18 protein-coding genes and 2 pseudogenes are annotated in these 24,590 nt (G+C 49.3%); 15 read left to right on the forward strand and 5 right to left on the reverse strand.

Annotation, left to right across the window (positions count from 1 at the left end):
* Positions 1-273: 273 nt before the first annotated feature.
* The 4 genes and pseudogenes from DWX76_RS11285 to DWX76_RS11305 all read right to left on the reverse strand — a co-directional run bounded on the left by DWX76_RS11285 (position 274) and on the right by DWX76_RS11305 (position 3,467).
* Positions 274-1,254 (reverse strand): radical SAM protein, encoded by a 981-nt coding sequence (locus tag DWX76_RS11285; RefSeq protein WP_118570700.1) that lies wholly within the window; start codon positions 1,252-1,254, stop codon positions 274-276.
* Positions 1,255-1,635: 381 nt separating this feature from the next.
* Positions 1,636-2,103: pseudogene (locus DWX76_RS11295) on the reverse strand (DNA-deoxyinosine glycosylase); the annotation flags it as partial.
* A gap of 562 nt (positions 2,104-2,665) precedes the next feature.
* On the reverse strand, positions 2,666-2,905 hold the full coding sequence (locus DWX76_RS11300) for a hypothetical protein (protein ID WP_118570702.1): 240 nt from the start codon (positions 2,903-2,905) through the stop codon (positions 2,666-2,668).
* A gap of 58 nt (positions 2,906-2,963) precedes the next feature.
* A complete protein-coding gene (locus tag DWX76_RS11305) occupies positions 2,964-3,467 on the reverse strand; it encodes a GNAT family N-acetyltransferase (protein WP_107001054.1) in 504 nt (167 codons plus the stop codon).
* A gap of 557 nt (positions 3,468-4,024) precedes the next feature.
* On the opposite strand from DWX76_RS11305, the gene ftsH reads away from it, so the two are divergent.
* On the forward strand, positions 4,025-6,142 hold the full coding sequence (gene ftsH, locus DWX76_RS11310) for an ATP-dependent zinc metalloprotease FtsH (protein WP_118570703.1): 2,118 nt from the start codon (positions 4,025-4,027) through the stop codon (positions 6,140-6,142).
* 253 nt (positions 6,143-6,395) lie between these two features.
* On the opposite strand, the gene DWX76_RS11315 is transcribed toward ftsH, so the two are convergent.
* Positions 6,396-7,874 (reverse strand): DUF1846 domain-containing protein, encoded by a 1,479-nt coding sequence (locus tag DWX76_RS11315; RefSeq protein ID WP_118570704.1) that lies wholly within the window; start codon positions 7,872-7,874, stop codon positions 6,396-6,398.
* A gap of 612 nt (positions 7,875-8,486) precedes the next feature.
* Here DWX76_RS11315 and DWX76_RS11325 point away from each other — a divergent pair.
* The 14 genes and pseudogenes from DWX76_RS11325 (at position 8,487) to lysS (ending at position 24,323) form a co-directional block, all read left to right on the forward strand.
* Positions 8,487-9,080 carry a DUF1653 domain-containing protein gene (locus DWX76_RS11325; RefSeq protein ID WP_022359296.1) on the forward strand — a complete coding sequence of 198 codons (594 nt, stop codon included), beginning with the start codon at positions 8,487-8,489 and terminating at the stop codon, positions 9,078-9,080.
* A gap of 112 nt (positions 9,081-9,192) precedes the next feature.
* Complete coding sequence (gene uvrC / locus DWX76_RS11330; RefSeq protein ID WP_118570706.1) at positions 9,193-11,070, forward strand: excinuclease ABC subunit UvrC; 1,878 nt, start codon at positions 9,193-9,195, stop codon at positions 11,068-11,070.
* A gap of 40 nt (positions 11,071-11,110) precedes the next feature.
* Positions 11,111-12,037 (forward strand): HPr(Ser) kinase/phosphatase, encoded by a 927-nt coding sequence (gene hprK / locus DWX76_RS11335; protein ID WP_022359298.1) that lies wholly within the window; start codon positions 11,111-11,113, stop codon positions 12,035-12,037.
* 96 nt (positions 12,038-12,133) lie between these two features.
* Positions 12,134-12,856, forward strand: coding sequence for a UDP-N-acetylmuramate dehydrogenase (murB, locus tag DWX76_RS11340; protein ID WP_412694061.1), 723 nt, complete (start codon positions 12,134-12,136; stop codon positions 12,854-12,856).
* Complete coding sequence (locus DWX76_RS15180) at positions 12,853-13,047, forward strand: hypothetical protein (protein WP_412694062.1); 195 nt, start codon at positions 12,853-12,855, stop codon at positions 13,045-13,047. The genes murB and DWX76_RS15180 overlap by 4 nt, the downstream gene beginning before the upstream one ends.
* Before the next feature lie 37 nt (positions 13,048-13,084).
* The gene (gene rapZ / locus DWX76_RS11345) at positions 13,085-13,960 is read left to right on the forward strand and encodes an RNase adapter RapZ (RefSeq protein ID WP_022359300.1); all 876 of its coding nucleotides are present in this window, start codon (positions 13,085-13,087) and stop codon (positions 13,958-13,960) included.
* Between the two features lie 16 nt (positions 13,961-13,976).
* Positions 13,977-14,933, forward strand: coding sequence for a DNA-binding protein WhiA (whiA, locus tag DWX76_RS11350; protein WP_022359301.1), 957 nt, complete (start codon positions 13,977-13,979; stop codon positions 14,931-14,933).
* A 113-nt stretch (positions 14,934-15,046) separates the two neighbouring features.
* Positions 15,047-15,301 (forward strand): HPr family phosphocarrier protein, encoded by a 255-nt coding sequence (locus DWX76_RS11355; RefSeq protein WP_107001048.1) that lies wholly within the window; start codon positions 15,047-15,049, stop codon positions 15,299-15,301.
* 137 nt (positions 15,302-15,438) lie between these two features.
* Positions 15,439-18,914: pseudogene (locus tag DWX76_RS11360) on the forward strand (DNA polymerase III subunit alpha).
* Between the two features lie 267 nt (positions 18,915-19,181).
* The gene (gene pfkA, locus DWX76_RS11365; protein WP_117795852.1) at positions 19,182-20,156 is read left to right on the forward strand and encodes a 6-phosphofructokinase; all 975 of its coding nucleotides are present in this window, start codon (positions 19,182-19,184) and stop codon (positions 20,154-20,156) included.
* Between the two features lie 143 nt (positions 20,157-20,299).
* Positions 20,300-20,698: a DUF6145 family protein gene (locus DWX76_RS11370; RefSeq protein ID WP_022359305.1), complete on the forward strand. Its 399-nt coding sequence runs from the start codon at positions 20,300-20,302 to the stop codon at positions 20,696-20,698.
* Between the two features lie 7 nt (positions 20,699-20,705).
* Positions 20,706-21,659: a tRNA dihydrouridine synthase DusB gene (gene dusB, locus DWX76_RS11375; protein ID WP_117795850.1), complete on the forward strand. Its 954-nt coding sequence runs from the start codon at positions 20,706-20,708 to the stop codon at positions 21,657-21,659.
* A 219-nt stretch (positions 21,660-21,878) separates the two neighbouring features.
* Positions 21,879-22,361, forward strand: a complete 483-nt coding sequence (gene greA / locus DWX76_RS11380) for a transcription elongation factor GreA (RefSeq protein ID WP_107001044.1) — start codon at positions 21,879-21,881, stop codon at positions 22,359-22,361.
* A 24-nt stretch (positions 22,362-22,385) separates the two neighbouring features.
* Positions 22,386-24,323, forward strand: coding sequence for a lysine--tRNA ligase (lysS, locus tag DWX76_RS11385; RefSeq protein ID WP_118472011.1), 1,938 nt, complete (start codon positions 22,386-22,388; stop codon positions 24,321-24,323).
* The last annotated feature ends 267 nt before the right edge of the window (positions 24,324-24,590 follow it).

Raw genomic sequence — 24,590 nt, forward strand, 5'->3', positions numbered from 1 at the left:
TTTTTTAAAAGAGAGATAGATAAAGTGAAAAAAAGAAAAAAAAATAAGATTGAACGATTCAGAAATTGTTGAAAAAGGAAAAAAAAAAATAAGATTGAACGATTCAGAAATTGTTGAAAAAGGAATCAAAATTGAATAAAGGAAAAGTTCAAAGAAAGAGGTATCATCCAATGGACGAGATAGTTTAAAGGGTATCGATAAAATGTCAATTTATCGATACCCTTTTTCTGGTTCATGGAAAGGCATCAAGAAGGATCTTTTCTTATATAAATATCAAATCCCTTGCAATTCAAACGGCGGCGTGTATTCTTCTTTTGCGCTGCTTTTTTCCTGCATAAAGCCCTGTGTGAGTCCCAGCTCAATCGCGGCATCGACGACTTTCTGGTATTCGTAGCTTGTGATGCGACGGTTGATTTCCGGATATTTGCTGCTCTGGTAGAAGGGGGTGTACTGGCTCATAAGGCTTACCAGAAAATGCCCCTCCGGGAGGTTGTCGTGAATCCAGTGGAGCAGGCGGATGGAATCGTCTTTGTGTTTTGGAAGAACCATATGCCGCAGGATCACGCCGCGCTTCATGAGCTGGCAGGCCTGGCCATTTTCGGAGAAATCTTCCAATACCAGCGGACCGGTGTGCTTGATCATCCGTTTGACTGCTGCGGAGGCGACCGGAAAATAGTCCGGGGCGGCGGAATAGCGGGCGGACAGTTCGGAAGAGTAATATTTTAAATCCGGCAGCCAGATATCGATATAGGGAGCCAGCGCATCAACCGCCTCCAGCGTCTCATAACCACCGCAGTTGTAGACGATCGGGATGAAAAGCTGCGGTTTGACCCGTTTTAAGACGGGCAGTAGCGACGGAAGGTACTGCGTCGGCGTCACCAGATTGATATTGTGCGCGCCCTGTGCCTGCAGTTCCAGAAAAATTTCCTCCAGGCGCGTTCCGGAAATATCTTTTCCAAAGCCTTCGCTGCTGATCTGGTAGTTCTGGCAGAAACAGCAGCGCAGCGTGCAGCCGGAAAAAAAGATGGTACCGCTTCCGTGCAGACCGCTGATACACGGTTCCTCCCACGGATGAAGCGCCGCGCGTGCCGCCCGGATACCGGCAGGGCTGTGACACCAGCCCTGTTTTTTGGTGCGGTTGATCTGACAATTTCGCGGACAGCAATGGCAGCTTTCGTAGGAATAGGCGGCTGGTTCAGAGAACTGGACAGGCGAGCCGACACTTGAATTGGGTAGGGGAATATATGTGTTCATAGGTTTTGCTTCCTTTTTTTATAAGATTTTTTGTAAAGGTAATTCCTTCAAAGCTTTTTTACATAGTTCAAATCTGTGTTGAATCCGAAAAATCGATCGTTATAATGTATTTATTCTACTAAGAAAGATGAGCAGTGTCAAATGTGATTACATTTAATACGAAAGGGCTGGACTTTGCACTGACGGCACTGTTTGTAATGATTTTTACGGAACAGTGGATCGGACAGAAGCGCCATTGGCCGGCAGGGACTGTATTTTATATGATTCTGGTGCAGATGGTATTTGTTTAGATGCAGCGTGTTTTGCCCCGTGTGCATTGCCTTCGGAAACAGTGCTTTTTGTTTCAGATCCGGATTTTCCCAGGATCTGGTTGATACATTTCCAGGCATCTGTCAGCCGGTCGAGGTTCCAGGCAGCGTTGGCAGGGCTGGTGGACGGCAGTTTGATTGCCTCAATGCCAGTCTGTTTACGGCAGAAGCGGTCGTACATTTTTCCGGACAGCCCGCCGTTTGTGTAAATCGCCTGGATGGAAGCGTGATCCAGGATAGAGGCGAGGTCGTTTGGAACAACATCGCGGATGGAACTGTCGCTGGATCCTTCGATGGAACAGCTGTGGATGGTGTCCCAGACGGCGATGTGGTTCCGCAGCAGAAATTCCTTCTTTTCCTCGATGGAGGATGGAACGTCTTCCTTTCGCAGGCGCGCTAAGAGCTTCCAGAAACGATTCTGCGGGTGCCCGTAGAAAAAACAGCTTTCTCGGGATTTGACCGACGGAAAGGAACCGAGGATTAGGATGCGGGAGTCGGCGTCAAAAACAGGTGGGATTGGGTGGATGATGTGGGATGGCATGGTGGAATCTCCTTTTTGCGGATTATTGTTGTCAATTATAATAAATACGAAATCAATTTTCGACTTTGATCTGGCTTCATTTGGTACATGGACATGATACTCACGAACCCGCGCTATCGCGCTCTACCGCCCTGCTTCGCAGGGCGGTTCGTTCGTTAATGGCGCAAGAAAAGAATATGTCTGCTTTACAGCCGCATTCTTTTCTTCTGCGCTTATTATACCATGACCACTAAATTCGTGAAACACCTCATTAAGTGGTCAGGTATATGTTCTCACTAGACTCGAAAATACCTCGTCAAGTGTTCACATTATATCATAGATCAAAAATGATAGAATGTTTTTTTGAAACTCCCTTTTTACAAAAGTGTGTCTGATGCATACTAACTCATAATTATACGAAACACCACACTTTTATTCGTTTTCTATTCATTTTCGGCTAATGGGTATTCATTTTTACTCTAAGTTATCATGCAATTTATTAGAATGGAATTTTTGAAAGAGCCAGCACCTTGAATGGGCTGACTCTTTCAATGTCACCTGTAATTGACAAACTGGAATTGTTCTACTTCTTTATCTTTTTAATATCCTGATACAGCCCATATCCCAGAAACAGGATTCCAATAATAAACGCAATACCAGCCGCTATTGCTAAAAAAGGACCTACATATTCAAGACCTTCTGCAAATAAAGTGGCATTCCACGAAGCTACTCCACTCATAAATATCGCAGCAGAAATATATCGTGCAGAAATTAAAACTGCTGACATGAAACAGAAAATAGCACCTACAATTTTGTTTTCCATTTAAATCACCTCCAAATTCCGATTTTTCGTTCTCTGTGACTTCCCAATAAACGGGAATTTATCGTTTTATTCTGGTATAAAACTCTTTTTCATCTTGGTGATGAATATAGGCCCCATTTTTAATCTGCACACGCAAAGATGCCATATTATCCCTATGAACAGACATATATATTTCGTCTTCTTTAATAATGTGCCAGGCTTTTTCGATTGTCAATCTCAACCCTTCCGAGGCGTATCCCTTGCCTCTGAATTCTTTCTTTATTCCATATCCTATATGGCCTCCTCCGTTTGCAAGTGCAGGAGTAAGGTAATGACGCACGCGAAATAATCCTACTATTTTCTCATCATCCCATAAGAAAAAATCCGTTTCTGGAACCCATCCATCAGCCAGATCAATTCCCTTTTCAGCATTAATATAACCAGGTAATATTTTTATTTCAAATTCCTTTCTTGAACATCCAGACGCAAAATTCGTAAATCCATTTTCATTGGAAGGGGTATTAGTAATAAATTCGTATTCCTTTTCAATATCTTCCAAATTAGCTGATTTTAAGTACAACATAAAAAGCTGCTTCCTCCTATTTTTCTCAAAGAGTTCGGTCAATCCCGATTTGTATAACAGTAGTCTAACACACGTTGTTTAAAAATACTACAGCCAAGCCAATGTCTGTAATTTGCCCTAAAATTTCATTTTATGGAATTTGGACTACTTGATTTTCTAATTGCATACGCAATTCGTGAAACGTATCATTATACTGTTGATACATCAGACACACAAATGTAAATAGGGACTTTTGAAAAAGCAATTTTTCGAATAACTGTGACGAGGTAACTGTATCGGGAAGAGATACACAGCGGATAGTTTTGATGGCATTTCATATATGCAGAGAAAACACCTATATTTTATAAGGAGTTCACAAGTTTTTAATATTTTCACTTCTTGATTTATAGGCAATCTGCCACTATAATGGATAAGAGTACGCAGAAATTTGCGCGCTGACGGGGAAGAAAAGCGGGCATGAAGCCGGATGAGAAGCAGATGCGGCAGATTTATAGGGCTTTTGAGTAACCTGATGTGACAGATTCCTGATGTACAGTGACACAGAATGGAGAAAGTGTATGGATAATAAGGGAAACCAGAATAAAAATGGAAAAAATCCCCGCGGTCAGAATTATGCAGTGCTGATCATGACGATGCTGTTTACGCTTCTCTGCGTGGCGATGATGCACAACCTCTGGCAGGGCAGCCGCACGCACAAGATGCCGTACAGCGAGTTTAATCAGATGCTTAAGGATCACGAGGTAGAATCGGTTGTGATTGGCAATGGAAAGATTCAGATCACGCCGAAGGAAGATTCGAAGAAATATGGCGGCAGCCAGGGCAAATACGGAAATCTGGTAGGAATGGAGTACTACACGATTCCGATTAACGATCCAGATTTGGAGAAGAAGCTGGATGAAGCTGGTGTTACGACCTATGAACAGGCAGAAGTGGACGCGACAGGCAGTATTATCATGCTTCTGCTTGAGTGGGTGCTTCCGATTGCAGCGATGTTCGTCATTTTCAATATGATGATGAAGCGCATGGGCGGCGGAGGCGGCATAATGGGTGTCGGCAAGAGCAATGCCAAAGTATATGTACAGAAAGAGACCGGTGTTACATTCAAGGATGTGGCAGGCGAGGATGAGGCGAAGGAGTCTCTGACGGAGATTGTTGATTTCCTGCATAACCCGGGAAAATATACGAAGATTGGTGCGAAACTGCCGAAGGGTGCGTTGTTAGTCGGACCGCCAGGAACCGGTAAAACACTTCTTGCCAAGGCAGTAGCTGGAGAGGCGAAGGTTCCGTTTTTCTCTCTGTCCGGTTCAGATTTTGTGGAAATGTTTGTCGGCGTCGGCGCATCCCGTGTGCGTGACCTGTTCAAGCAGGCGCAGCAGTCGGCTCCGTGTATCATTTTCATCGATGAGGTGGATGCGATCGGTAAAAGCCGTGATTCCCGTCTGGGCGGCAACGATGAACGTGAGCAGACGTTAAACCAGCTCCTTTCGGAGATGGATGGATTTGATTCCTCCAAGGGTCTTTTAGTCATGGCGGCGACGAACCGTCCGGAGATTCTGGATCCGGCGCTGCTTCGCCCGGGACGTTTTGACCGCCGGATTATCGTGGATAAGCCGGATTTAAAGGGGCGTGTGCAGATTTTAAAGGTACATTCCAAGGATGTAAAACTGGATGAGACGGTTGATTTCGAGGAGATCGCGCTGGCGACATCTGGCGCTGTAGGTGCGGATCTTGCCAATATGATGAACGAGGCGGCGATCACAGCCGTTAAGAATGGCAGGAAAGCCGTTTCCCAGAAGGATTTATTTGAGGCAGTTGAGCTGGTTCTGGTTGGCAAAGAGAAGAAAGACCGCATCCTGAGCCAGGAAGAGCGCCAGATTGTTTCGTATCATGAGGTGGGTCATGCGCTGGTCAGCGCCCTGCAGAAGGACTCGGAGCCGGTACAGAAGATCACGATTGTGCCGCGTACCATGGGTGCGCTTGGCTATGTCATGCAGGTGCCTGAGGAAGAGAAGTACTTAAATACCGAGAAGGAAATCCGCGCGATGCTGGTCGGATTTTTAGGCGGACGTGCGGCTGAGGAGATCGTTTTTGATACGGTAACGACAGGTGCGTCAAATGATATTGAAAAAGCAACCCGGATCGCGCGTGCGATGGTAACCCAGTACGGTATGTCCAAGAAGTTCGGTCTGATGGGTCTGGAAAGCCAGGAAAATCAGTATCTGAACGGGAGAACTGTCCTGAATTGCAGTGATATGACGGCGGCAGAGATTGACAAGGAAGTCATGCATATTTTGAAGGTTTCTTATGAGGAGGCGAAACGCCTGCTGAGTGAAAACCGCGAGGCGCTTGATAAGATTGCGGCGTTCCTGATTGAGAAAGAGACGATCACCGGTAAAGAATTCATGAAGATTTTCCATGAGGTAAAGGGAATCCCGGAGCTGGAGGAAAAGAAACAGGAAGGCGAGAGCCGGATTGAGATGCCGGAGGCTGCGAAGACAGGCGATGAGGTTCAGCCGATAAAGACTGCGGAAGAAACGAACGCGGAAGACCCACAGAACCAGCAGAATCTGGAAGCAAAACTGGCGGATGAAGCACCGAAATCGGCAGAAGCTGTAGCAGCAGAGAGTCCAAATGAGGATGAGATGCGCGGTGGAAGCTCGTTCGACCGGAAATAAAAGTGATGTATAGCATAAAAGAAATATTTATACAGTAAATAGAACGGCTGTATTTCAGCAATGTGAATTCATATATTGAAAAATCGTAACTGTTCAGTAGGTCTGCGCGTGACTGTGAAGGCACTGAACAGTTACGAAAAATCTATGAGTTCTGTTTTGCTGAGATACAGCCGTTATTTATTTTGCCGTAGGAACTTCGTTTTATGACAAAAAAGCGCTCCGCGGCACATTCTTTTTATATAGGATTATTCAATTATTGGTACAGGCGGTTATGCTCATATACCGGCTCGGAGGTCAGTTCAATGCCGAGACGTTTGAAGGTCTTGATATCAACCTCCGACAGCATGACGGAAGTGTGAACCTGGCAGCCACGCAGCTTTTCAAGCTGTTCCAGGGCGATCTGTGCGTGTTTGTTGGTAGCGGCGCACATGGACAGCGCGATCAGAACTTCATCGGTGTGGAGACGCGGGTTGCGGCTTCCGAGATACTCGACTTTCAGCTTCTGGATCGGCTCGATCGCGATCGGGGAGATCAGGTGCTCATCGTGCGGAATATTGCCGAGTACCTTGACAGCATTCAGAAGCAGGGCAGCGGAAGCACCGAGCAGGTTGGTTGTCTTTCCAGTGGCGATGATTCCGTCCGGAAGTTCGATGGCAGCAGCCGGAGCACCGGTTTCTTCGGCGCGTTTCAGGGCAGCCGGAACAACCTTACGCATATCGGTGGTCAGTTTTGCCTGCTTCATCAGAAGTTCGATCTTATAAACTTCCTCTTTGCCGGCATCCTCTTTGACAACGCGGTTTAATGCCTGATAGTAGCGGCGCAGGATTTCCTGACGGGATGCCTCGCAGCAGGCTTCGTCGTCAATGATGCAGTTTCCTGCCATGTTGACGCCCATATCAGTCGGGGATTTGTACGGATTCTCGCCGTAGATTCCCTCAAAAATAGCGCTCAGAACCGGGAAGATCTCAATATCACGGTTGTAGTTGACCGTTGTCACACCATAAGCCTCCAGATGGAACGGATCGATCATGTTGACATCGTTTAAGTCAGCGGTTGCTGCCTCGTATGCCAGGTTGACCGGGTGCTTTAACGGGATATTCCAGATCGGGAAGGTCTCAAATTTGGCATATCCAGCCTTGACGCCGCGTTTGTTCTCGTGGTAGAGCTGGGAAAGGCAGGTTGCCATTTTTCCGCTTCCCGGTCCCGGCGCGGTGACAACAACGAGTGGACGTTTGGTTTCAATGTAATCATTTTTACCATAACCTTCATCGCTGACGATCAGCGGAACATTGCCCGGATAACCGTCGATGGTGTAGTGGCGGTAAACCTTGATGCCCATGGATTCGAGCTTGTGTTTGAAGACATCCGCAGTGTTCTGCCCGGAATAGTGGGTGATTACAACGCTTCCAACATAGAGTCCCTTGTCGGTAAAGGACTGAATCAGACGGAGTACGTCTACGTCGTAAGTAATGCCGAGGTCGGAACGTACTTTGTTTTTCTCGATATCCGCAGCACTGATGACGATGACGATCTCCGCCTGATCCGCTAACTGCAGAAGCATCCGCAGCTTGCTGTCAGGTGCAAAGCCCGGAAGAACCCGGGATGCGTGGTAGTCATCGAACAGTTTTCCGCCAAATTCGAGGTAGAGCTTATCACCGAACTGGTTGATACGCTCACGGATATGTTCCGACTGCATTTTCAGGTATTTGTTGTTGTCAAAACCGATTTTCATCTAATCCTCCGTTCTTAGTTTCGTCCCGCACAGAATACCGGTATCGCGGTGGGGGCAGATGCCGGTTTCCATCTGGTGGGATGAAAATCATATGTTTGTATGGATGATTGCGCCGCCAGGTCACAGTCCATGTCCGGCACAGACTGCCATTCGCAGTTGTTTATGTCGATGCTCTTTGTGTGAAATGAACGCAGCACAGCAGACCGCAAAGAATCACAATTAATTCTATTATCCTACAAAAAAGTCTATTTGAGTAGAGGGAAAATAAAAAAAATTTAAAATCGGAAAAATGACGGATTTGGTTTTCGAAAATGTAATATTTTCTGGCGAAAATTTTTGTGTACAGGCGATGGGGATGGAGGAAAGAAAATCTGGATGTAAATTGATAAAAAACAGAAAAGGGCATACAAAATGTGATATAATGAGCGCAGAAGAAAAGAATGCGGCTGCGAAGCAGACATATTCTTTTCTTGCGCCATTAACGAACGAACAGCCATGCGAAGCAGGGCGGTGGAGCGCGATAGCGCGGGTTCGTGAGTGGACGGGTGAGAATACGTTCTTATGATATAATGTGAATACTTAGCGAGATGTTTTAAGGAGGTATCAGCATTCATGCGGGAAATTCCAAAGCCGGGCGAGCGGTACCGGCATTTTAAAAATAAAGAATATCAGATTCTGGCGGTGGCAACCCACTCGGAAACGGGGGAAAAGATGGTTGTCTATCAGGCGCTCTATGGAGAATATGGCGTCTGGGTTAGACCGCTTTCTATGTTTATGGAAGAGGTAGATCGGGTAAAATATCCGGAGGCGGCGCAGAGATACCGGTTTGAGCGGATTGCGGCGGGGCCGTGGGAAAATTCGAAACAGCAGGAAATAAGGACAACCAGAACGACTCATGTCGTAAATGAAGGTGTACGCCGTTCGAAAATGTCTGACGCAGCCACTCATTCCTGGGACATACCGCAGGAGGAACCGGAGCTACATCCGCTTGTGGCAGAATTTCTGGATCAGGAAACGACCGAGGGCAGGCTGGAAGTGCTCCAGAGAATGAGCGGCAAGGTGGACAAGCGGGATCTCGACAGTCTCTGCTTCTGTCTGGATATGAATCCGGTCGGTGGAAGCGTGGAGGAAGAGCTGGACGCGATCCGTCAGTGCATCCGGATGCAGCAGAGGTACGATGCACCGCGCCTGCGGTATGGAAAGTGAGCGGCTGTCTGGCAGAAGAGTCTGGGTAACTGTTCACGGGTAGGCACTTTTGGAACCGAAAGTGCCGTAAGAAAACGTGGTGGCAGCAGATTACAAAACAGGATGGTTTGAGATGTTTCAAATAGAAGAAGAACTGAAAAAACTGCCGGGGCAGCCGGGTGTTTATATTATGCACGATGCGAAGGACGCGATCATCTATGTCGGAAAGGCGATCAGCCTGAAAAACCGAGTCCGCCAATATTTCCAGAGCAGCCGGGATAAGACGGCGAAGATCAGGCAGATGGTCTCGAAGATAGCACGTTTTGAGTATATCGTGACGGATTCGGAGCTGGAAGCGCTGGTGCTGGAGTGCAACCTGATCAAAGAGCACCGCCCACGCTACAATACGATGCTCAAGGATGACAAGACGTACCCGTACATCAAGGTGACGGCTTCGGAGGAGTACCCGCGGATCTTGTTTTCACGCCAGATGAAAAAGGATAAAAATAAGTATTTTGGTCCTTTTACGAGCGCGGGGGCAGTCAAAGACACAATCGAGCTGATTCGGAAGATATATCGGATCCGGGCGTGCAGCCGGAAGCTGCCGCAGGATATGGGAAAAGACCGTCCGTGCCTCTATTACCATATTCACCAGTGCGACGCGCCATGTCAGGGGTATATTTCACAGGCAGATTATCAGAAATCGGTGAAGCAGGCGGTCGGGTTTTTAAATGGACAGTATGAGCCGGTCATGAAATATCTGGAAGAAAAGATGAGGACGGCGTCCGAGACGATGGAGTTTGAGAAGGCGATTGAGTACCGGGATCTGCTTGACAGTGTCAGAAAGGTGGCGCAGAAGCAGAAGATTACGAGTCAGAGCATGGAAGATCGGGATATTATCGCGATGGCGAAGGATGAGCGCGATGCGGTTGTGCAGGTGTTCTTCGTGCGCGATGGCAAGCTTATTGGGCGGGAACATTTCCATATGAATCTGACCGGATCGGAGAGCAAGGCAGAAATCTTAAACAGCTTCGTCAAACAGTTTTACGCGGGAACGCCGTTTGTGCCGCATGAGATCTGGGTGCAGGAGGAGTTAGAGGACGCGGAGGTTATCGCCAGCTTTCTGACGGCGCGCCGGGGACAGAAGGTGCGCTTTGTCGTGCCAAAGATGGGCGAGAAAGAGCGGCTGGTCGAGCTGGCGGAGAAGAATGCGAAGATGGTGCTCTCCCAGGATAAGGAGAAGATCAAGCGCGAGGAGCTCCGGACGATCGGGGCGATGAATCAGATTGGATCGTGGATCGGGCTTTCGGGAATCAAGCGGGTAGAAGCCTACGATATTTCCAATATCAGCGGTTTTGAGTCGGTCGGTTCGATGATTGTCTACGAAAATGGACGTCCGAAACGCAATGATTACCGCAAATTCCGTATCCGGACGGTTCAGGGACCGAACGACTACGCTTCGATGCGCGAGGTGCTGCGGCGGCGGTTTTCCCATGGTCTGGAGGAGATGAAGAAACTGCAAGCCGAGGGCGGCGATCTGGCGATGGGAAGTTTTACGCGTTTTCCAGATCTGCTGATGATGGATGGCGGACGCGGACAGGTTAATATCGCGCTGGAGGTATTAAGAGAGCTTCAGCTGGAAATCCCGGTCTGTGGCATGGTAAAGGATGATAACCACCGGACGAGGGGATTGTATTATCAGAATGTGGAAATTCCAATCGATCGCCATTCGGAAGGATTTCAGCTGATCACCCGGATTCAGGACGAGGCGCACCGGTTTGCGATCGAGTACCACCGGAGTCTCCGGGGCAAGGAGCAGGTGCGCTCCGTGCTGGATGATATCAAGGGCATCGGACCAGCGCGCCGTAAGTCTCTGATGCGGACGTTCAAGACAATCGAAGCAGTCCGGGAGGCGAGCGTGGAGGAGCTGGAAGCTGCGCCACAGATGAACCGGGCAGCCGCCGAGGCAGTCTATATATTTTTCCGTGATGACAAGCAGGGGAAGATGTGATAGGATGTAGACAATAGTAAAAATAAAAGGAGACAAAAGTATGGGTGGAGTGACGATAACAGAACTGATCGATAAGATGGGGCTTCGCAATATGACGCCGGAGCTGGAGACGGACAATGTTATGCTGGTGCATGCGGATGTGAACCGTCCGGCATTGCAGCTGACTGGATTTTTCGACCATTTTGACAAGGACCGTGTGCAGATCATCGGTTATGTGGAAAATGCGTACATCTCGACCCTGACTCCGCAGCGCCGCCGGGAAATGTTTGACAAACTGCTGTCTTCGGGTATACCATGTCTGGTATATAGCCGCGGCATGGCACCGGAGGAGGAAGTGCTGGAGCTGTGTAACCATTATGGGGTTCCGTGCATGGTATCGGAGAAGACGACTTCGGATCTGATGGCGGAGATCATCCGCTGGCTGAACGTCAAGATGGCGCCGATGATCAGCATTCACGGCGTACTGGTCGATGTATTTGGAGAGGGTGTCCTGATTATGGGCGAGAGCGGTATCGGCAAGAGTGAGGCAGCGCTGGAACTGATTAAGCGCGGTCACCGTCTCGTCAGCGATGATGTGGTCGAGATCCGCCGCGTCAGCGATGAAACCCTGATCGGTTCGGCACCGGATATTACCCGTCATTTCATCGAGCTTCGCGGTATCGGCATTATCGATGTCAAGACGCTGTTCGGTGTAGAGAGTGTAAAGGATACACAGTCGATTGACATGGTAATCAAGCTGGAAGAGTGGGATAAGGACAAGGAGTATGACCGCCTTGGCATGGAAGATCAGTATACCGAGTTTCTTGGCAACAAGATTGTATGCCATTCAATTCCGATCCGTCCGGGACGTAACCTGGCAATCATCGTAGAGTCGGCGGCGGTCAACTATCGTACCAAGAAGATGGGATATAATGCGGCGAAAGAACTGTACAAGCGGGTACAGGCGAACCTGGCAAGAAGAGATTAATGGAACGCTTCACGCAGTCTGATTCGTGTGATTTAGTGCGGAAATCCTGACCTGCAAGGGATGGAGCCGTTATGAAATGAATAAAGGAAAATAGATATGTCTAATTTTTATCAGAAACTTTGTGATGCCATCGGCGCTGCTTCCGTGCGGGAGCAGGAGCCGATGAGCGCACATACGACCTTTCGGGCTGGTGGACCAGCCCGCTATTTTGTGACCCCGGAGGGCGAAAAAGAGCTGGCGGCAGTGCTGGCGGCGTGCCGGGAGGCAGAGAAAGCGTATTACATATTAGGAAATGGAAGCAATCTGCTTGTCAGTGATGCGGGCTATCCGGGCGTGATGATCCTTCTGGGAAGCCAGTTTACAGAGGTGGTCTGTCCGGAGGGAGAACCGGGCGTCTATGAGCTGGGCGCCGGTGTGCTGCTTTCGCGTGCCGCCAGGGAGGCGCAGAAAGATGGAATGACCGGATTTGAGTTTGCAGCCGGGATTCCTGGAACCGTGGGCGGCGCGGCGGTCATGAATGCGGGCGCTTACGGCGGAGAATTAAAGGATGTGCTGGAATCTGTGCGCGTGATGACGCCGGACGGCGAGGTAAAAGAGCTTAAAACGGAAGAACTGGATCTGGGTTACCGCCACAGTTGCATCCCGGAGCGCGGATATATCGTTTTATCGGCTCGGATCCGTCTGGAGAAAGGTGATCCGGAAGCGATCCGGGTGCGGATGGATGAACTGGCAGCCAAACGGCGGGAAAAACAGCCGCTGGAATATCCGAGTGCCGGAAGCACCTTTAAGCGCCCTGAGGCTATTTCGCCGGAAAATTGATCGAAGATGCCGGACTTCGCGGCTATCAGGAGGGCGGCGCACAGGTGTCGGAGAAACACTGTGGTTTCGTTATCAACCGCGACCATGCGACGGCTTCGGACATCGCGGGGCTGTGTGGGACGGTGCAGAAACGCGTGTATGAGCAGTTTGGGGTGAAACTGGAGACGGAAGTAAAGATGCTGGGCTTTTAAGATATCATATATAGAGTATGGAAAAGGGAGGAACAATATGCGGCTTGTGATCGTAACCGGTATGTCGGGAGCCGGAAAGACGGCGGCACTGAAAATGCTGGAGGACATGGGATTTTACTGTGTTGACAATCTCCCGATCCCGCTGGTGGGAAAATTTGCGGAGCTGGTGCAGAGCAGCAGCGGGGAGGTAAGCTGTGCAGCGTTGGGAATCGATGTCCGCAGCGGCGACGAGCTGGCACAGCTGGAGGGAACGCTGAATGATTGGAATAACATCCAGTTTCCGTATGAGATCCTGTTTCTGGATGCCAGCGATGAGGTGCTGATCAAGCGATATAAGGAAACGCGCCGTTCCCATCCGCTGGCAGGAAAAGAGCGGCTGGACCGCGGTATTGCGAAAGAGCGCCTGAAACTCGATTTCCTGAAAAAGCGGGCGGACTATATTCTGGACACCAGCACGCTTCTGACGCGGGAGCTCAAGGCGGAACTGGAACGGATTTTCATGGGGCGCGAGCGCTTTTCCAGCCTCTTTGTGACGATCTTAAGTTTTGGCTTTAAATATGGGATTCCGTCGGACGCGGATCTCGTGTTTGACGTCCGTTTTCTGCCGAATCCTTATTATGATGAGAATTTAAGAAGCCATACCGGCAATGAGAAGGCGGTGCAGGACTTTGTGCGCCGCGGCGGGACGGCAGACGTATTTTTGGATAAACTCTATGACATGATTGACTTCCTGTTTCCGTACTATGTAAAAGAAGGAAAGAATCAGCTTGTCATAGCCGTAGGATGTACCGGTGGAAAGCACCGTTCGGTTACGGTGGCGAACCGGCTCTATGAGCGCCTCAAGGAGCACTCGGAAATAGGGCTTAAACTGGAACATCGGGACATAGAGATGGATAACCGGACAAAAGGGTAAACGGAGGTAGAGGACTTTGTCATTTTCAGCCCGGGTAAAGGAAGAGCTGTCGCATCAGCTGAGCAAGGCGAGGCACTGCCAGATTGCAGAGCTGGCGGCGATTTTGAGCCTTTGCGGCAAGATTCATATCGATGAAGAGGATCATTTCAGCATACGGATCCACACGGAAAACGTAGCGGTTGCACGAAAATACTTTACATTATTGAAAAATACATTTAATATTAAGGCGGACATTTCGATCCGGCGCAATGCATTTTTAAAAAAGAGCCGTTCTTATACGCTTCTGGTGCGCGATCACGAAAATGCACTCCGGGTGCTGGAGGCGGTCAAGATGGTGGATGCGCAGGGAAATGTCGGGGAAAATCTTTCGGTGGTGCGGAATCTGGTGATTCAGAATGCGTGCTGCAAGAAGGCATTTATCCGGGGCGCTTTTCTGGCAGCCGGATCCTTAAGCGATCCGGAGAAATTTTACCATTTTGAGATCGTATGCGCGTCGCTTGAAAAGGCGGTGCAGCTTCAGAATGTGATTCTGACATTCGACATCGATGCGAAAATAGTTGTCAGAAAGAAGTATTATGTGGTATATATAAAAGAAGGCAGTCAGATTGTGGAACTTCTGGGGCTGATGGAAGCGCATGTGGCATTGATGGAGCTGGAGAATATCCGGATCCTGAAAGAAATGCGAAACAGCGTCAACCGTCAGGTCAACTGCGAGACTGCCAATATCAATAAGACTGTTTCGGCGGCAGTCAAGCAGCTTGCGGACATCACATACATCCGTGATACGGTCGGGCTGGATTACTTGCCGGAGCTTCTTTCAGAGGTAGCACAGGTCCGTCTGGAGATGCCGGATGCGACCTTGAAGGAATTGGGGGAGAATCTGAGCCATCCAGTTGGAAAATCGGGAGTCAATCACAGGCTCAGAAAGATAAGTGCAGTAGCTGAAAGCCTCCGCGAAGAGCGGGGCGAGTAAAGTTAGGTTATTGTTCACAGGCAGGAATTTCCCGGATGGAAAATTCCGTGCGATACAGTAGTGGCAGCGGATTTTGCCGTTTTTTTCGAGCGGGGCTCGATGAGGAGGATATTATGACAAGTAAGGAAATCAGAATTGGTTTGAGTTCAGGTCTGGAGGCACGTCCTGCGGCGATGCTGGTGCAGGTGGCAAGCCAGTATGAGAGCAGCATCTATGTGGAAAGTGAAGAAAAACGCGTCAATGCAAAGAGCATCATGGGCATGATGACGCTGGGACTGGCAGAGGGCGCGCACGTAAAGGTAACGGCTGATGGCAGCGACGAGGAGAGTGCGATCGAGGGAATTGAGAAATATCTGAGCAATCAGTAGAAATCCAGATTTCTGACCGTTTTTCGGAAAGAGACAGGGGACGTAACAGTTACACAAAACAAGAGCTTTGATAGATGAGGGGGTGTCGTTTCGCGGGAAACGGCAGTCCCTTAAAAGATCTGAATGGGAGGAAAAAGGTGGCATTTACACATCTGCATGTGCATACAGAGTACAGTCTGCTTGACGCATCGAGTAAAATAAAAGAACTGACCGCCCGGGCGAAGGAACTGGGGATGGACAGTCTGGCGATTACCGACCACGGCGTCATGTACGGCGTGATCGATTTTTACCGGGCAGCCAGGGAAAATGGGATCAAGCCGATCATCGGCTGTGAGATCTATGTGGCGCCCGGATCGCGTTTTGACCGGGAGGCGGGAAGCGGCGAGGATCGCTATTATCATATGATTCTGCTGGCGGAAAATAATACCGGCTATCAGAATCTGATGAAGATCGTTTCCAAGGGCTTTGTCGAGGGCTTTTATTATAAACCGCGTGTGGATGACGAGGTGCTGAGAACCTACCATGAAGGCATTATTGCACTCAGCGCGTGTCTGGCGGGCGAGATCCCGAGGTATTTGTCGAGAGGCATGTATGAGGAAGCGTGCAAGTCGGCGCAGAAATACCGCGATATCTTTGGACCGGACAATTTCTTTCTGGAATTGCAGGATCATGGCATCCCGGCGCAGCGGACGGTCAACCAGGGCTTGATGCGGATGAGCCAGGAACTGCAGATTCCGCTGGTGGCGACGAACGACTGCCACTATATTTATAAAGAAGATGTGGAATCGCACGATATTTTGCTCTGTATCCAGACGGGCAAAAAAGTCACGGACGAGAACCGGATGCGCTATGAGGGCGGGCAGTTCTATGTCAAATCCGAGGAGGAGATGCGTGCGCTGTTTCCGTATGCACAGGAAGCACTTGACAACACGCACAAGATCGCCGAGAGGTGCAATGTCGAGATCGAGTTTGGCGTGACGAAGCTGCCGCAGTATGATGTCCCGGACGGATATACGTCCTGGGAATATCTGCAGAAGCTCTGCGGGGAGGGCTTTCACAAGCGCTATCCGAACGACGATGGGACGCTGCGGGAGCGCCTGAGGTATGAGCTGGACGTTATCCATTCGATGGGATATGTCGATTATTTCCTGATTGTGTGGGATTTTATCCATTTTGCAAAATCAAACGGTATCATGGTCGGTCCGGGACGTGGTTCGGCGGCGGGCAGTATCGTCGCGTACAGTCTGGAGATCACGGACATCGACCCGATCCGCTATCAGCTGATTTTCGAGCGTTTCCTGAACCCGGAACGAGTTTCCATGCCTGATATCGACGTCGATTTCTGTTTCGAACGGCGTCAGGAGGTTATCGACTATGTCGTGCGGAAATACGGAAAAGACCGCGTCGTGCAGATTGTTACCTCGGTACGCTGGCGGCAAAGGGTGTTGTCCGCGACGTGGGGCGCGCGCTTGATATGCCGTATGCACAGTGTGATGCGATCGCAAAAATGATTCCGGGTGATCTCGGCATGACGCTAGACAAGGCGCTCAAAGCCAGTCCGGATCTGCGTGAGGCGTATGAGTCGGATGATTCGGTCAAATATCTGATCGACATGAGTAAACGTCTGGAGGGGCTGCCGAGACATACCTCCATGCATGCGGCGGGCGTTGTCATCAGCCGTGCGGCGGTCGATGAGTATGTGCCGTTGTCCAGGGCATCTGACGGTTCGATCACGACCCAGTTTACGATGACGACGCTGGAAGAGCTGGGACTTCTGAAAATGGATTTCCTGGGTCTTAGAACCCTGACGGTTATCCAGAATGCGGTTCGCCTGGTGGAGAAAACGACCGGAAAACCGCTTGATATAGATAAGATCGATTACAACGATAAAAAGGTGCTGGATTCGATTGGAACCGGCAAAAATGACGGTGTGTTCCAGCTGGAGAGTTCCGGCATGAAAGGATTCATGAAAGAGTTAAAGCCGGAAAACCTGGAGGATCTGATCGCCGGTATTTCCCTGTATCGTCCGGGTCCGATGGATTTCATTCCACGTTATCTGAAAGGCAAAAATGACAAGGCTTCGATTGTCTATGAGTGCCCGCAGTTAGAACCGATTCTGGCGCCGACCTATGGCTGTATCGTCTATCAGGAGCAGGTTATGCAGATCGTGCGCGATCTGGCTGGCTATACCTGGGGACGAAGCGACCTGGTGCGCCGTGCGATGGCAAAGAAAAAAGCGGCAGTCATGGAGAAAGAACGCCAGAATTTCGTCTACGGCAATGCACAAGAGGGCGTAAAGGGCTGTATTGCGAATGGGATCGACGAGAAGACGGCGAACCATATTTACGATGAGATGATCGATTTTGCGAAATACGCCTTCAATAAGTCGCACGCGGCGGCGTATGCGGTTGTCTCCTACCAGACGGCATATCTGAAATATTACCATCCGGTCGAATTCATGGCGGCGCTGATGACCTCGGTCAAGGATAATGTTACGAAGGTATCGGAATATATCATGAGCTGCCGTCAGATGGGTATGAAGATCATGCCGCCGGATATCAATGAGGGCGAGGGCGGCTTCTCTGTTTCGGACGGCGCGATCCGCTATGGTTTATCGGCGATCAAGAGTATCGGTCAGTCGGTGGTGGATGAGATTGTGCGGGAGCGGACCGAACATGGAAAATTCCGCTCGCTGGAAGATTTTATTGACCGGATGTCGGGCAGGGAAGTCAACAAACGCACATTGGAAAGCTTTATCAAATCCGGTGCGATGGACGGGCTGCCGGGAACCCGCAAGCAGAAAAGTATGGTCTGCGGTTCGATGGTCGATCAGAAGAATAAAGAGAAGAAAAATACGATGGAAGGGCAGATGTCACTCTTTGATTTTGCAGCGGAAGAGGACAAGAAGAGTTTTCAGATCACATTTCCGAATGTCGGAGAGTATTCGAGGGAAGAATATCTGGCATACGAGAAAGAAATGCTGGGCGTCTACGTCAGCGGGCATCCGCTGGAGGAATATATCGGCACCTGGGAGAAAAATGTGACGGCGAAGAGCTCCGATTTTGTTGTGGATGAGGAGACCGGTTCGGCGGTGGTTCACGACGGCGCGTATGTGACGATCGGCGGAATGATCACCGAGAAAACGGTTAAGACGACCCGGAATAACAAAATGATGGCGTTCCTGACGGTGGAAGATCTGGCGGGAAGTGTGGAAGTGCTGGTATTCCCGAAGGATTATGAAAAACGGCGCGATATGCTGATAAAGGATGAAAAAGTCTTTATCCGCGGGCGCGCATCGGTCGGCGATGAGCCGGTCGGAAAACTGATCTGCGAGCAGATTATCCCATTTTCGCAGGTGCCGCGCGAGCTGTGGATTCAGTATGCGGACAAGGACGCGTATCTGGCGGGAGAGAAAGAACTTCTCGACCTCCTGAAAACAAGTGATGGAAATGACACCGTGATCATTTACCTGGGACGTGAGCGCGCGAAAAAGGTTCTGCCGCGCAACTGGAATGTGCGGGCAGGCGAGGCGCTGGTGACGACGCTCAGCGAGATGCTGGGCGAGAAGAACGTCAAGGTGGTGGAGAAGCCGCTGGGGAAGATTTCTTCATAAGTGTTAAAATTTGCATTGGACATTGAAAGCTTTGGTAACTGGGCACGTATGTGTGAACAGTAACACGCTTTGGCGACATGTTAAAAAAATATCATAAAAAATCTTGAAATGACCTATAAAATGAATTACAATAAAATTGTTTGAAAATTGTGGTAGCACGCAGTGCAGAACAATTTGGTATCAGAAGGGTCAAAAGATTCGAAAATAAAACGGCTGGTTCACGGTTGGGGATGTGAAGCGGAAAGCCTTAGGACGGAGGAATAAGCGATGGCAAAAGAGGTTAAAACGATTGGTGTACTGACAAGCGGCGGCGATGCGCCGGGTATGAATGCAGCGATCCGTGCGGTGGTCCGGACTGCGATCAACAAGGGCATGAAGGTAAAAGGTATCATGCGTGGTTACGCTGGACTTTTGCAGGAAGAGATTGTGGACATGGACGGAACCAGCGTGGCAGATACGATTGGCCGTGGCGGTACGATCTTATACACAGCCCGCTGTCCGGAATTTATGACCGAGGAAGGTCAGAAGCGCGGCGCAGAAATCTGCCGCAAGCACAACATTGACGGTCTGGTCGTCATCGGCGGCGATGGTTCCTACCGCGGCGCCGGAAAGCTATCCGCGCTGGGAATCAATACGGTAGGTCTTCCGGGCACGATCGATCTGGATATTGCCTGCACCGATTATACGATCGGGTTTGATACCGCGATCAACACGGCGATGGAGGCGATCGATAAGGTAAGAGATACTTCCACCTCCCATGAGCGCTGCAGTATCATCGAGGTTATGGGACGCCACGCGGGATATATCGCCCTGTGGTGCGGTATCGCTAACGGCGCCGAGGATATTCTGCTTCCGGAGCGGTACGATGGCAATGAGCAGATGCTGATCAACCGCATCATCGATAACCGGAAACGCGGCAAGAGACATCATATTATCATTAATGCCGAGGGCATCGGACATTCCGCGTCGATGGCGAAGCGAATCGAGGCGGCAACCGGCATCGAGACACGTGCGACGATCCTTGGTTATATGCAGCGAGGCGGCGCGCCGACCTGTAAAGACCGCGTCTATGCGTCCATCATGGGCGCCAAGGCGGTGGAGCTGCTGGAAGAAGGAAAGACCAACCGCGTGGTAGCGTATAAGCACGGCGAGTTTCTGGATTTTGATATTCAGGAGGCGCTGAATATGAAGAAGGATATTCCGGAAGATCAGTATGAGATTAGTAAGCTGCTGATTCGTTAAGGAATTTGATGGCTGCTTGTGAGATGGGCTGGCATATGAACGGAGAACAGGCTTCTCAGGGATAAAGGGAGAGCCTGCTCTCCGTTCGTGCGTCAGCCCTGTTTGTGGGCAATGGAAAATGAAACAGATGGAGGTGCAAGAAAATGGCAGAAATGCAGAATCCCAATACAGATGGGGACTCCACCGTACTCTGCGGTGCGAATTCGTATGTGGAAAAATATTATCTGAATGAGCAGTTTTCGGGGCTGCCGGAGTCAATTAAGCAGGAATTGCAGATCATGTGTGTCATGTACACAGAGGACATCGGCGGTATTATTTTGCTGGAGTTTATGCCGGATGGCAGACTGCAGTTTAAGGTTGAGGCGGAGGAGAATGATTACCTCTTTGACGAGATCGGAAGCGCGCTTAAAATCAAGCAGTATCAGGCGGAGAAGCGTGAGCTGCTGGAATCGCTGGAGCTGTATTATAAGGTGAAGGTGCTGGGAATCCCGGCGGACGAACTGTTAGACGACGAGCAGATGGAACGGTATCAGGAAGATTAGAAATAAAATGAAGATTGGAAACGTAGAATTAAAAAATGCAATCGCCCTTGCGCCGATGGCAGGTGTGACGGATCTGCCGTTCCGTCTGCTCTGTAAGGAGCAGGGATGTGGTTTGATGTACACGGAGATGGTCAGCGCGAAGGCGCTTCTTTATAAGAACCGCAATACAAAGCCGTTATTAGAGACGCGGCCGGAAGAAGAGCCGGTTGCGGTGCAGCTGTTTGGCTCAGATCCGGAGATTATGAGCGAGATGGCGCTGCAGCTGGAGGAAGGACCGTATGCCATCATCGACGTCAACATGGGTTGTCCGGTGCCCAAGATTGTCAATAACGGCGAAGGTTCGGCACTGATGAAGGATCCGAAGCTGGCAGAGCAGATTTTGACGGCGATGGTAAAGAAACTTCATAAACCGGTTACGGTCAAATTCCGCAAGGGATTTAATGATTCGAATATCAATGCGGTTGAGTTTGCGAAGATGGCAGAGAGCTGCGGCGTGGCGGCGGTAGCCGTGCATGGACGGACGAGAGAGCAGTATTATTCCGGAAAGGCGGACTGGGACATTATCCGTCAGGTCAAAGAGGCGGTTTCAATCCCGGTCTGGGGAAACGGTGATGTATTTACACCGGAAGATGCCAAGAGAATGAAGGAAGAAACCGGCTGCGACGGCATCATGGTGGCGCGCGGCGCGAAAGGAAATCCATGGTTGTTTAAACGGATTCTCCACTATCTGGAAACCGGAGAACTTCTGCCGCCGCCGACTGCGGAGGAAGTAAAGAGGATGATTGTCCGCCATGGGACGCTTCAGACGGAATTTCGCGGCGAGGAGATCGCAATGCGGGAGATGCGTAAGCACGTGGCATGGTATACGGCAGGATTTCCACATTCGTCGGCGCTTCGCAATGATATAAACCAGGTGGAGACGCTGGAGGAGCTGGAACGGCTGGTGGATGAGAGAATTTAAGAGAAGGATGAATGTGTGGAATCAAAACGATGGTTGTGTTACATGGGTGGACGAAATCGGAAGGCACAGAAAAAGCACGAAAATGTAGGATTTTCCCTTGTTTTTAAAGCCATTATGGCACTTTGTGATTCTTGACATTACACCAAGAATCATGTATAATAGTGCGATGCAATTATTAGGGGATTCAATGATGAATCGATAGAAGGAAGGATAGCTGTCATGGCAGAAAAGAAGAACATTTTAACTTACACAGGATTGAAAAAGTATGAAGATGAACTTCATGATCTGAAAGTAAATAAACGCCAGGAGATCGCACAGAAGATCAAAGAGGCGAGAGAGCAGGGCGACCTGTCTGAGAACGCTGAGTATGATGCAGCAAAAGATGAACAGAGAGACATCGAGGCAAGAATCGTAGACCTTGAGAAACTGTTGAAAAACGCAGAGGTTGTTGTTGAGGATGAGATCGATCTGGATAAGATCAGCATCGGATGCCAGGTAAAGGTACTGGACGTCGAAGAGGATGAAGAGATGGAATTTAAGATCGTAGGTTCCACCGAGGCAAACAGCTTAGATGGTAAGATCTCCAACGAGTCTCCGGTTGGTCGTGCCCTGCTTGGCAAGAAAGCTGGCGAGACCGTAGACGTAGAGACACAGGCGGGCGTTATCCAGTACAAGATCCTGGACATCCAGCGAGTATCATAAAGAGACGAAGGAGTGAAAGAGAAAGTGGCAGAGCAGAATCAGCAGAATAAGAACGAGGAGAAGGACTTAAATCAGTTATTAAAGGTGCGCCGCGAGAAACTGAAAGACCTTCAGGACAACGGAAAGGATCCGTTCCAGATTACAAAATTTGATGTAACTGCACACAGCAGCGAGATCAAGGATAACTTTGAGCAGATGGATGGCAAAGAGGTTACGATCGCAGGACGTATGATGTCCAAACGTGTGATGGGTAAGGCATCTTTCTGCAATGTGCAGGATTTAAAGGGCAATATCCAGTCTTATGTTGCCAGAGACAGCGTAGGCGAAGAGGCTTATAAAGATTTCAAGAAGATGGATATCGGTGATATTGTCGGAATCAAAGGTACCGTATTCCGCACCAAGATGGGAGAGATCTCCGTTCACGCAGAGTCCATCGTACTGCTGTCCAAGAGTCTGCAGATTCTGCCGGAGAAATTTCACGGACTGACCAACACGGATATCCGTTATCGTCAGAGATATGTGGATCTCATCATGAATCCGGAAGTAAAGGACACCTTTGTAAAACGTTCTCAGATCCTCAAGGAGATCCGCAATTTCCTGGATGGACGCGGATTTATGGAAGTGGAGACCCCGATGTTGGTAGCTAATGCCGGCGGTGCGGCTGCACGTCCGTTTGAGACCCATTATAATGCACTGGATGAGGATGTAAAACTCCGTATTTCTCTGGAACTCTACTTAAAGAGACTGATCGTAGGCGGCTTAGAGCGTGTTTACGAGATCGGCCGTGTATTCCGTAACGAGGGTGTAGATACCCGTCACAACCCGGAATTCACTCTGATGGAGTTGTATCAGGCATACACCGACTATGAGGGCATGATGGAACTGACCGAGAGTATGTTCCGCTACCTGGCTGAGAAAGTCTGCGGAAGCTCTGTCATCAGCTATAACGGCACTGTGATTGATATGTCCAAGCCGTTCGAGCGCATCACCATGATCGATGCAGTTAAGAAATACTCCGGCGTTGATTTCAACACTGTTAAAACTGACGAGGAAGCAAAGGCAATCGCAAGAGAGCACAATGTTGTATTTGAGGAGCGCCATAAGAAGGGTGATATCATCAATCTGTTCTTCGAGGAGTTCTGCGAGGAGAAGATGATTCAGCCGACCTTCGTTATGGATCACCCGGTTGAGGTATCTCCGCTGACCAAAAGAAAACCGTCCAATCCGGAGCTGGTTGAGCGCTTCGAGATGTATATCTACGGCCGCGAGATGTGTAACGCATACTCTGAGTTAAATGATCCGATCGATCAGAGAGAACGTTTCAAAGCACAGGAAGAGGCTTTTGCTGCTGGCGATGAGGAAGCAAATCATACGGATGAAGACTTCCTGAATGCACTGGAGATCGGTATGCCGCCGACAGGTGGTATCGGATACGGTATCGACCGTCTGGTTATGCTGCTGACCGATTCCCAGGCAATCCGTGACGTACTGCTGTTCCCGACGATGAAGTCATTAGACGCTGATAAGAAAGCTTCCAAGACTTCCGAAGCAGCTCCGGCAGAGGCTGAAAAACCGGTTGAAAAGATTGATTTTTCTAAGGTAAAAGTCGAGCCATTGTTTGAAGAAATGGTTGATTTTGATACATTCAGCAAGTCAGATTTCCGTGCAGTAAAGGTTAAAGAGTGTGTTGCAGTACCGAAGTCAAAGAAACTGTTACAGTTTACTCTTGATGACGGAACAGGCACAGACAGAACCATTTTAAGCGGTATTCATAGCTTTTATGAGCCGGAAGAACTGGTTGGAAAGACTCTTATTGCTATCACAAATCTTCCACCGAGAGCGATGATGGGCATTGATTCTTGCGGTATGCTCCTCAGTGCTATCCACGAAGAAGAAGGCGAAGAAAAGCTTCATCTTCTGATGGTTGATAACCACATTCCAGCAGGTGCAAAGCTCTATTAAGATGAGAAACTGAGCCTTGCGGCGGTGTGCGCTTGCGAACACCGACATAAGGCGAAAAACGCACGGAGACGCCAGTCGACGTGATGTAAAGATGTACCGTTTTACCGAATAGACGGGACGTACTTCATTTGATAAAAAACTGAAAAAGCAGCGATTTACATCAAACTTACATCAATTGATGCAGAAATCGGTGCAAGCAAGAAAAAATCGCATAATTAGTATGATGAATGGGCAATTCCAATCGGAGTTGCCCATTTTTAAAACAAA

It is taken from the genome of Clostridium sp. AF21-20LB (assembly GCF_003478795.1).
Lineage (GTDB): Bacteria > Bacillota > Clostridia > Lachnospirales > Lachnospiraceae > Otoolea > Otoolea fessa.

Excerpts from the sequence above, each read along its gene's own strand:
- greA (WP_107001044.1), top strand. The coding sequence starts at position 21,879 with ATGGCAGAAAAGAAGAACATTTTAACTTACACAGGATTGAAAAAGTAT.
- dusB (WP_117795850.1), top strand. The coding sequence starts at position 20,706 with ATGAAGATTGGAAACGTAGAATTAAAAAATGCAATCGCCCTTGCGCCG.
- murB (WP_412694061.1), top strand. The coding sequence starts at position 12,134 with ATGTCTAATTTTTATCAGAAACTTTGTGATGCCATCGGCGCTGCTTCC.
- hprK (WP_022359298.1), top strand. The coding sequence starts at position 11,111 with ATGGGTGGAGTGACGATAACAGAACTGATCGATAAGATGGGGCTTCGC.
- ftsH (WP_118570703.1), top strand. The coding sequence starts at position 4,025 with ATGGATAATAAGGGAAACCAGAATAAAAATGGAAAAAATCCCCGCGGT.
- DWX76_RS11355 (WP_107001048.1), top strand. The coding sequence starts at position 15,047 with ATGACAAGTAAGGAAATCAGAATTGGTTTGAGTTCAGGTCTGGAGGCA.
- DWX76_RS11315 (WP_118570704.1), bottom strand. The coding sequence starts at position 7,874 with ATGAAAATCGGTTTTGACAACAACAAATACCTGAAAATGCAGTCGGAA.
- DWX76_RS11285 (WP_118570700.1), bottom strand. The coding sequence starts at position 1,254 with ATGAACACATATATTCCCCTACCCAATTCAAGTGTCGGCTCGCCTGTC.
- rapZ (WP_022359300.1), top strand. The coding sequence starts at position 13,085 with ATGCGGCTTGTGATCGTAACCGGTATGTCGGGAGCCGGAAAGACGGCG.
- DWX76_RS11305 (WP_107001054.1), bottom strand. The coding sequence starts at position 3,467 with ATGTTGTACTTAAAATCAGCTAATTTGGAAGATATTGAAAAGGAATAC.
- pfkA (WP_117795852.1), top strand. The coding sequence starts at position 19,182 with ATGGCAAAAGAGGTTAAAACGATTGGTGTACTGACAAGCGGCGGCGAT.
- DWX76_RS11325 (WP_022359296.1), top strand. The coding sequence starts at position 8,487 with ATGCGGGAAATTCCAAAGCCGGGCGAGCGGTACCGGCATTTTAAAAAT.
- uvrC (WP_118570706.1), top strand. The coding sequence starts at position 9,193 with ATGTTTCAAATAGAAGAAGAACTGAAAAAACTGCCGGGGCAGCCGGGT.
- DWX76_RS11300 (WP_118570702.1), bottom strand. The coding sequence starts at position 2,905 with ATGGAAAACAAAATTGTAGGTGCTATTTTCTGTTTCATGTCAGCAGTT.
- DWX76_RS11370 (WP_022359305.1), top strand. The coding sequence starts at position 20,300 with ATGGCAGAAATGCAGAATCCCAATACAGATGGGGACTCCACCGTACTC.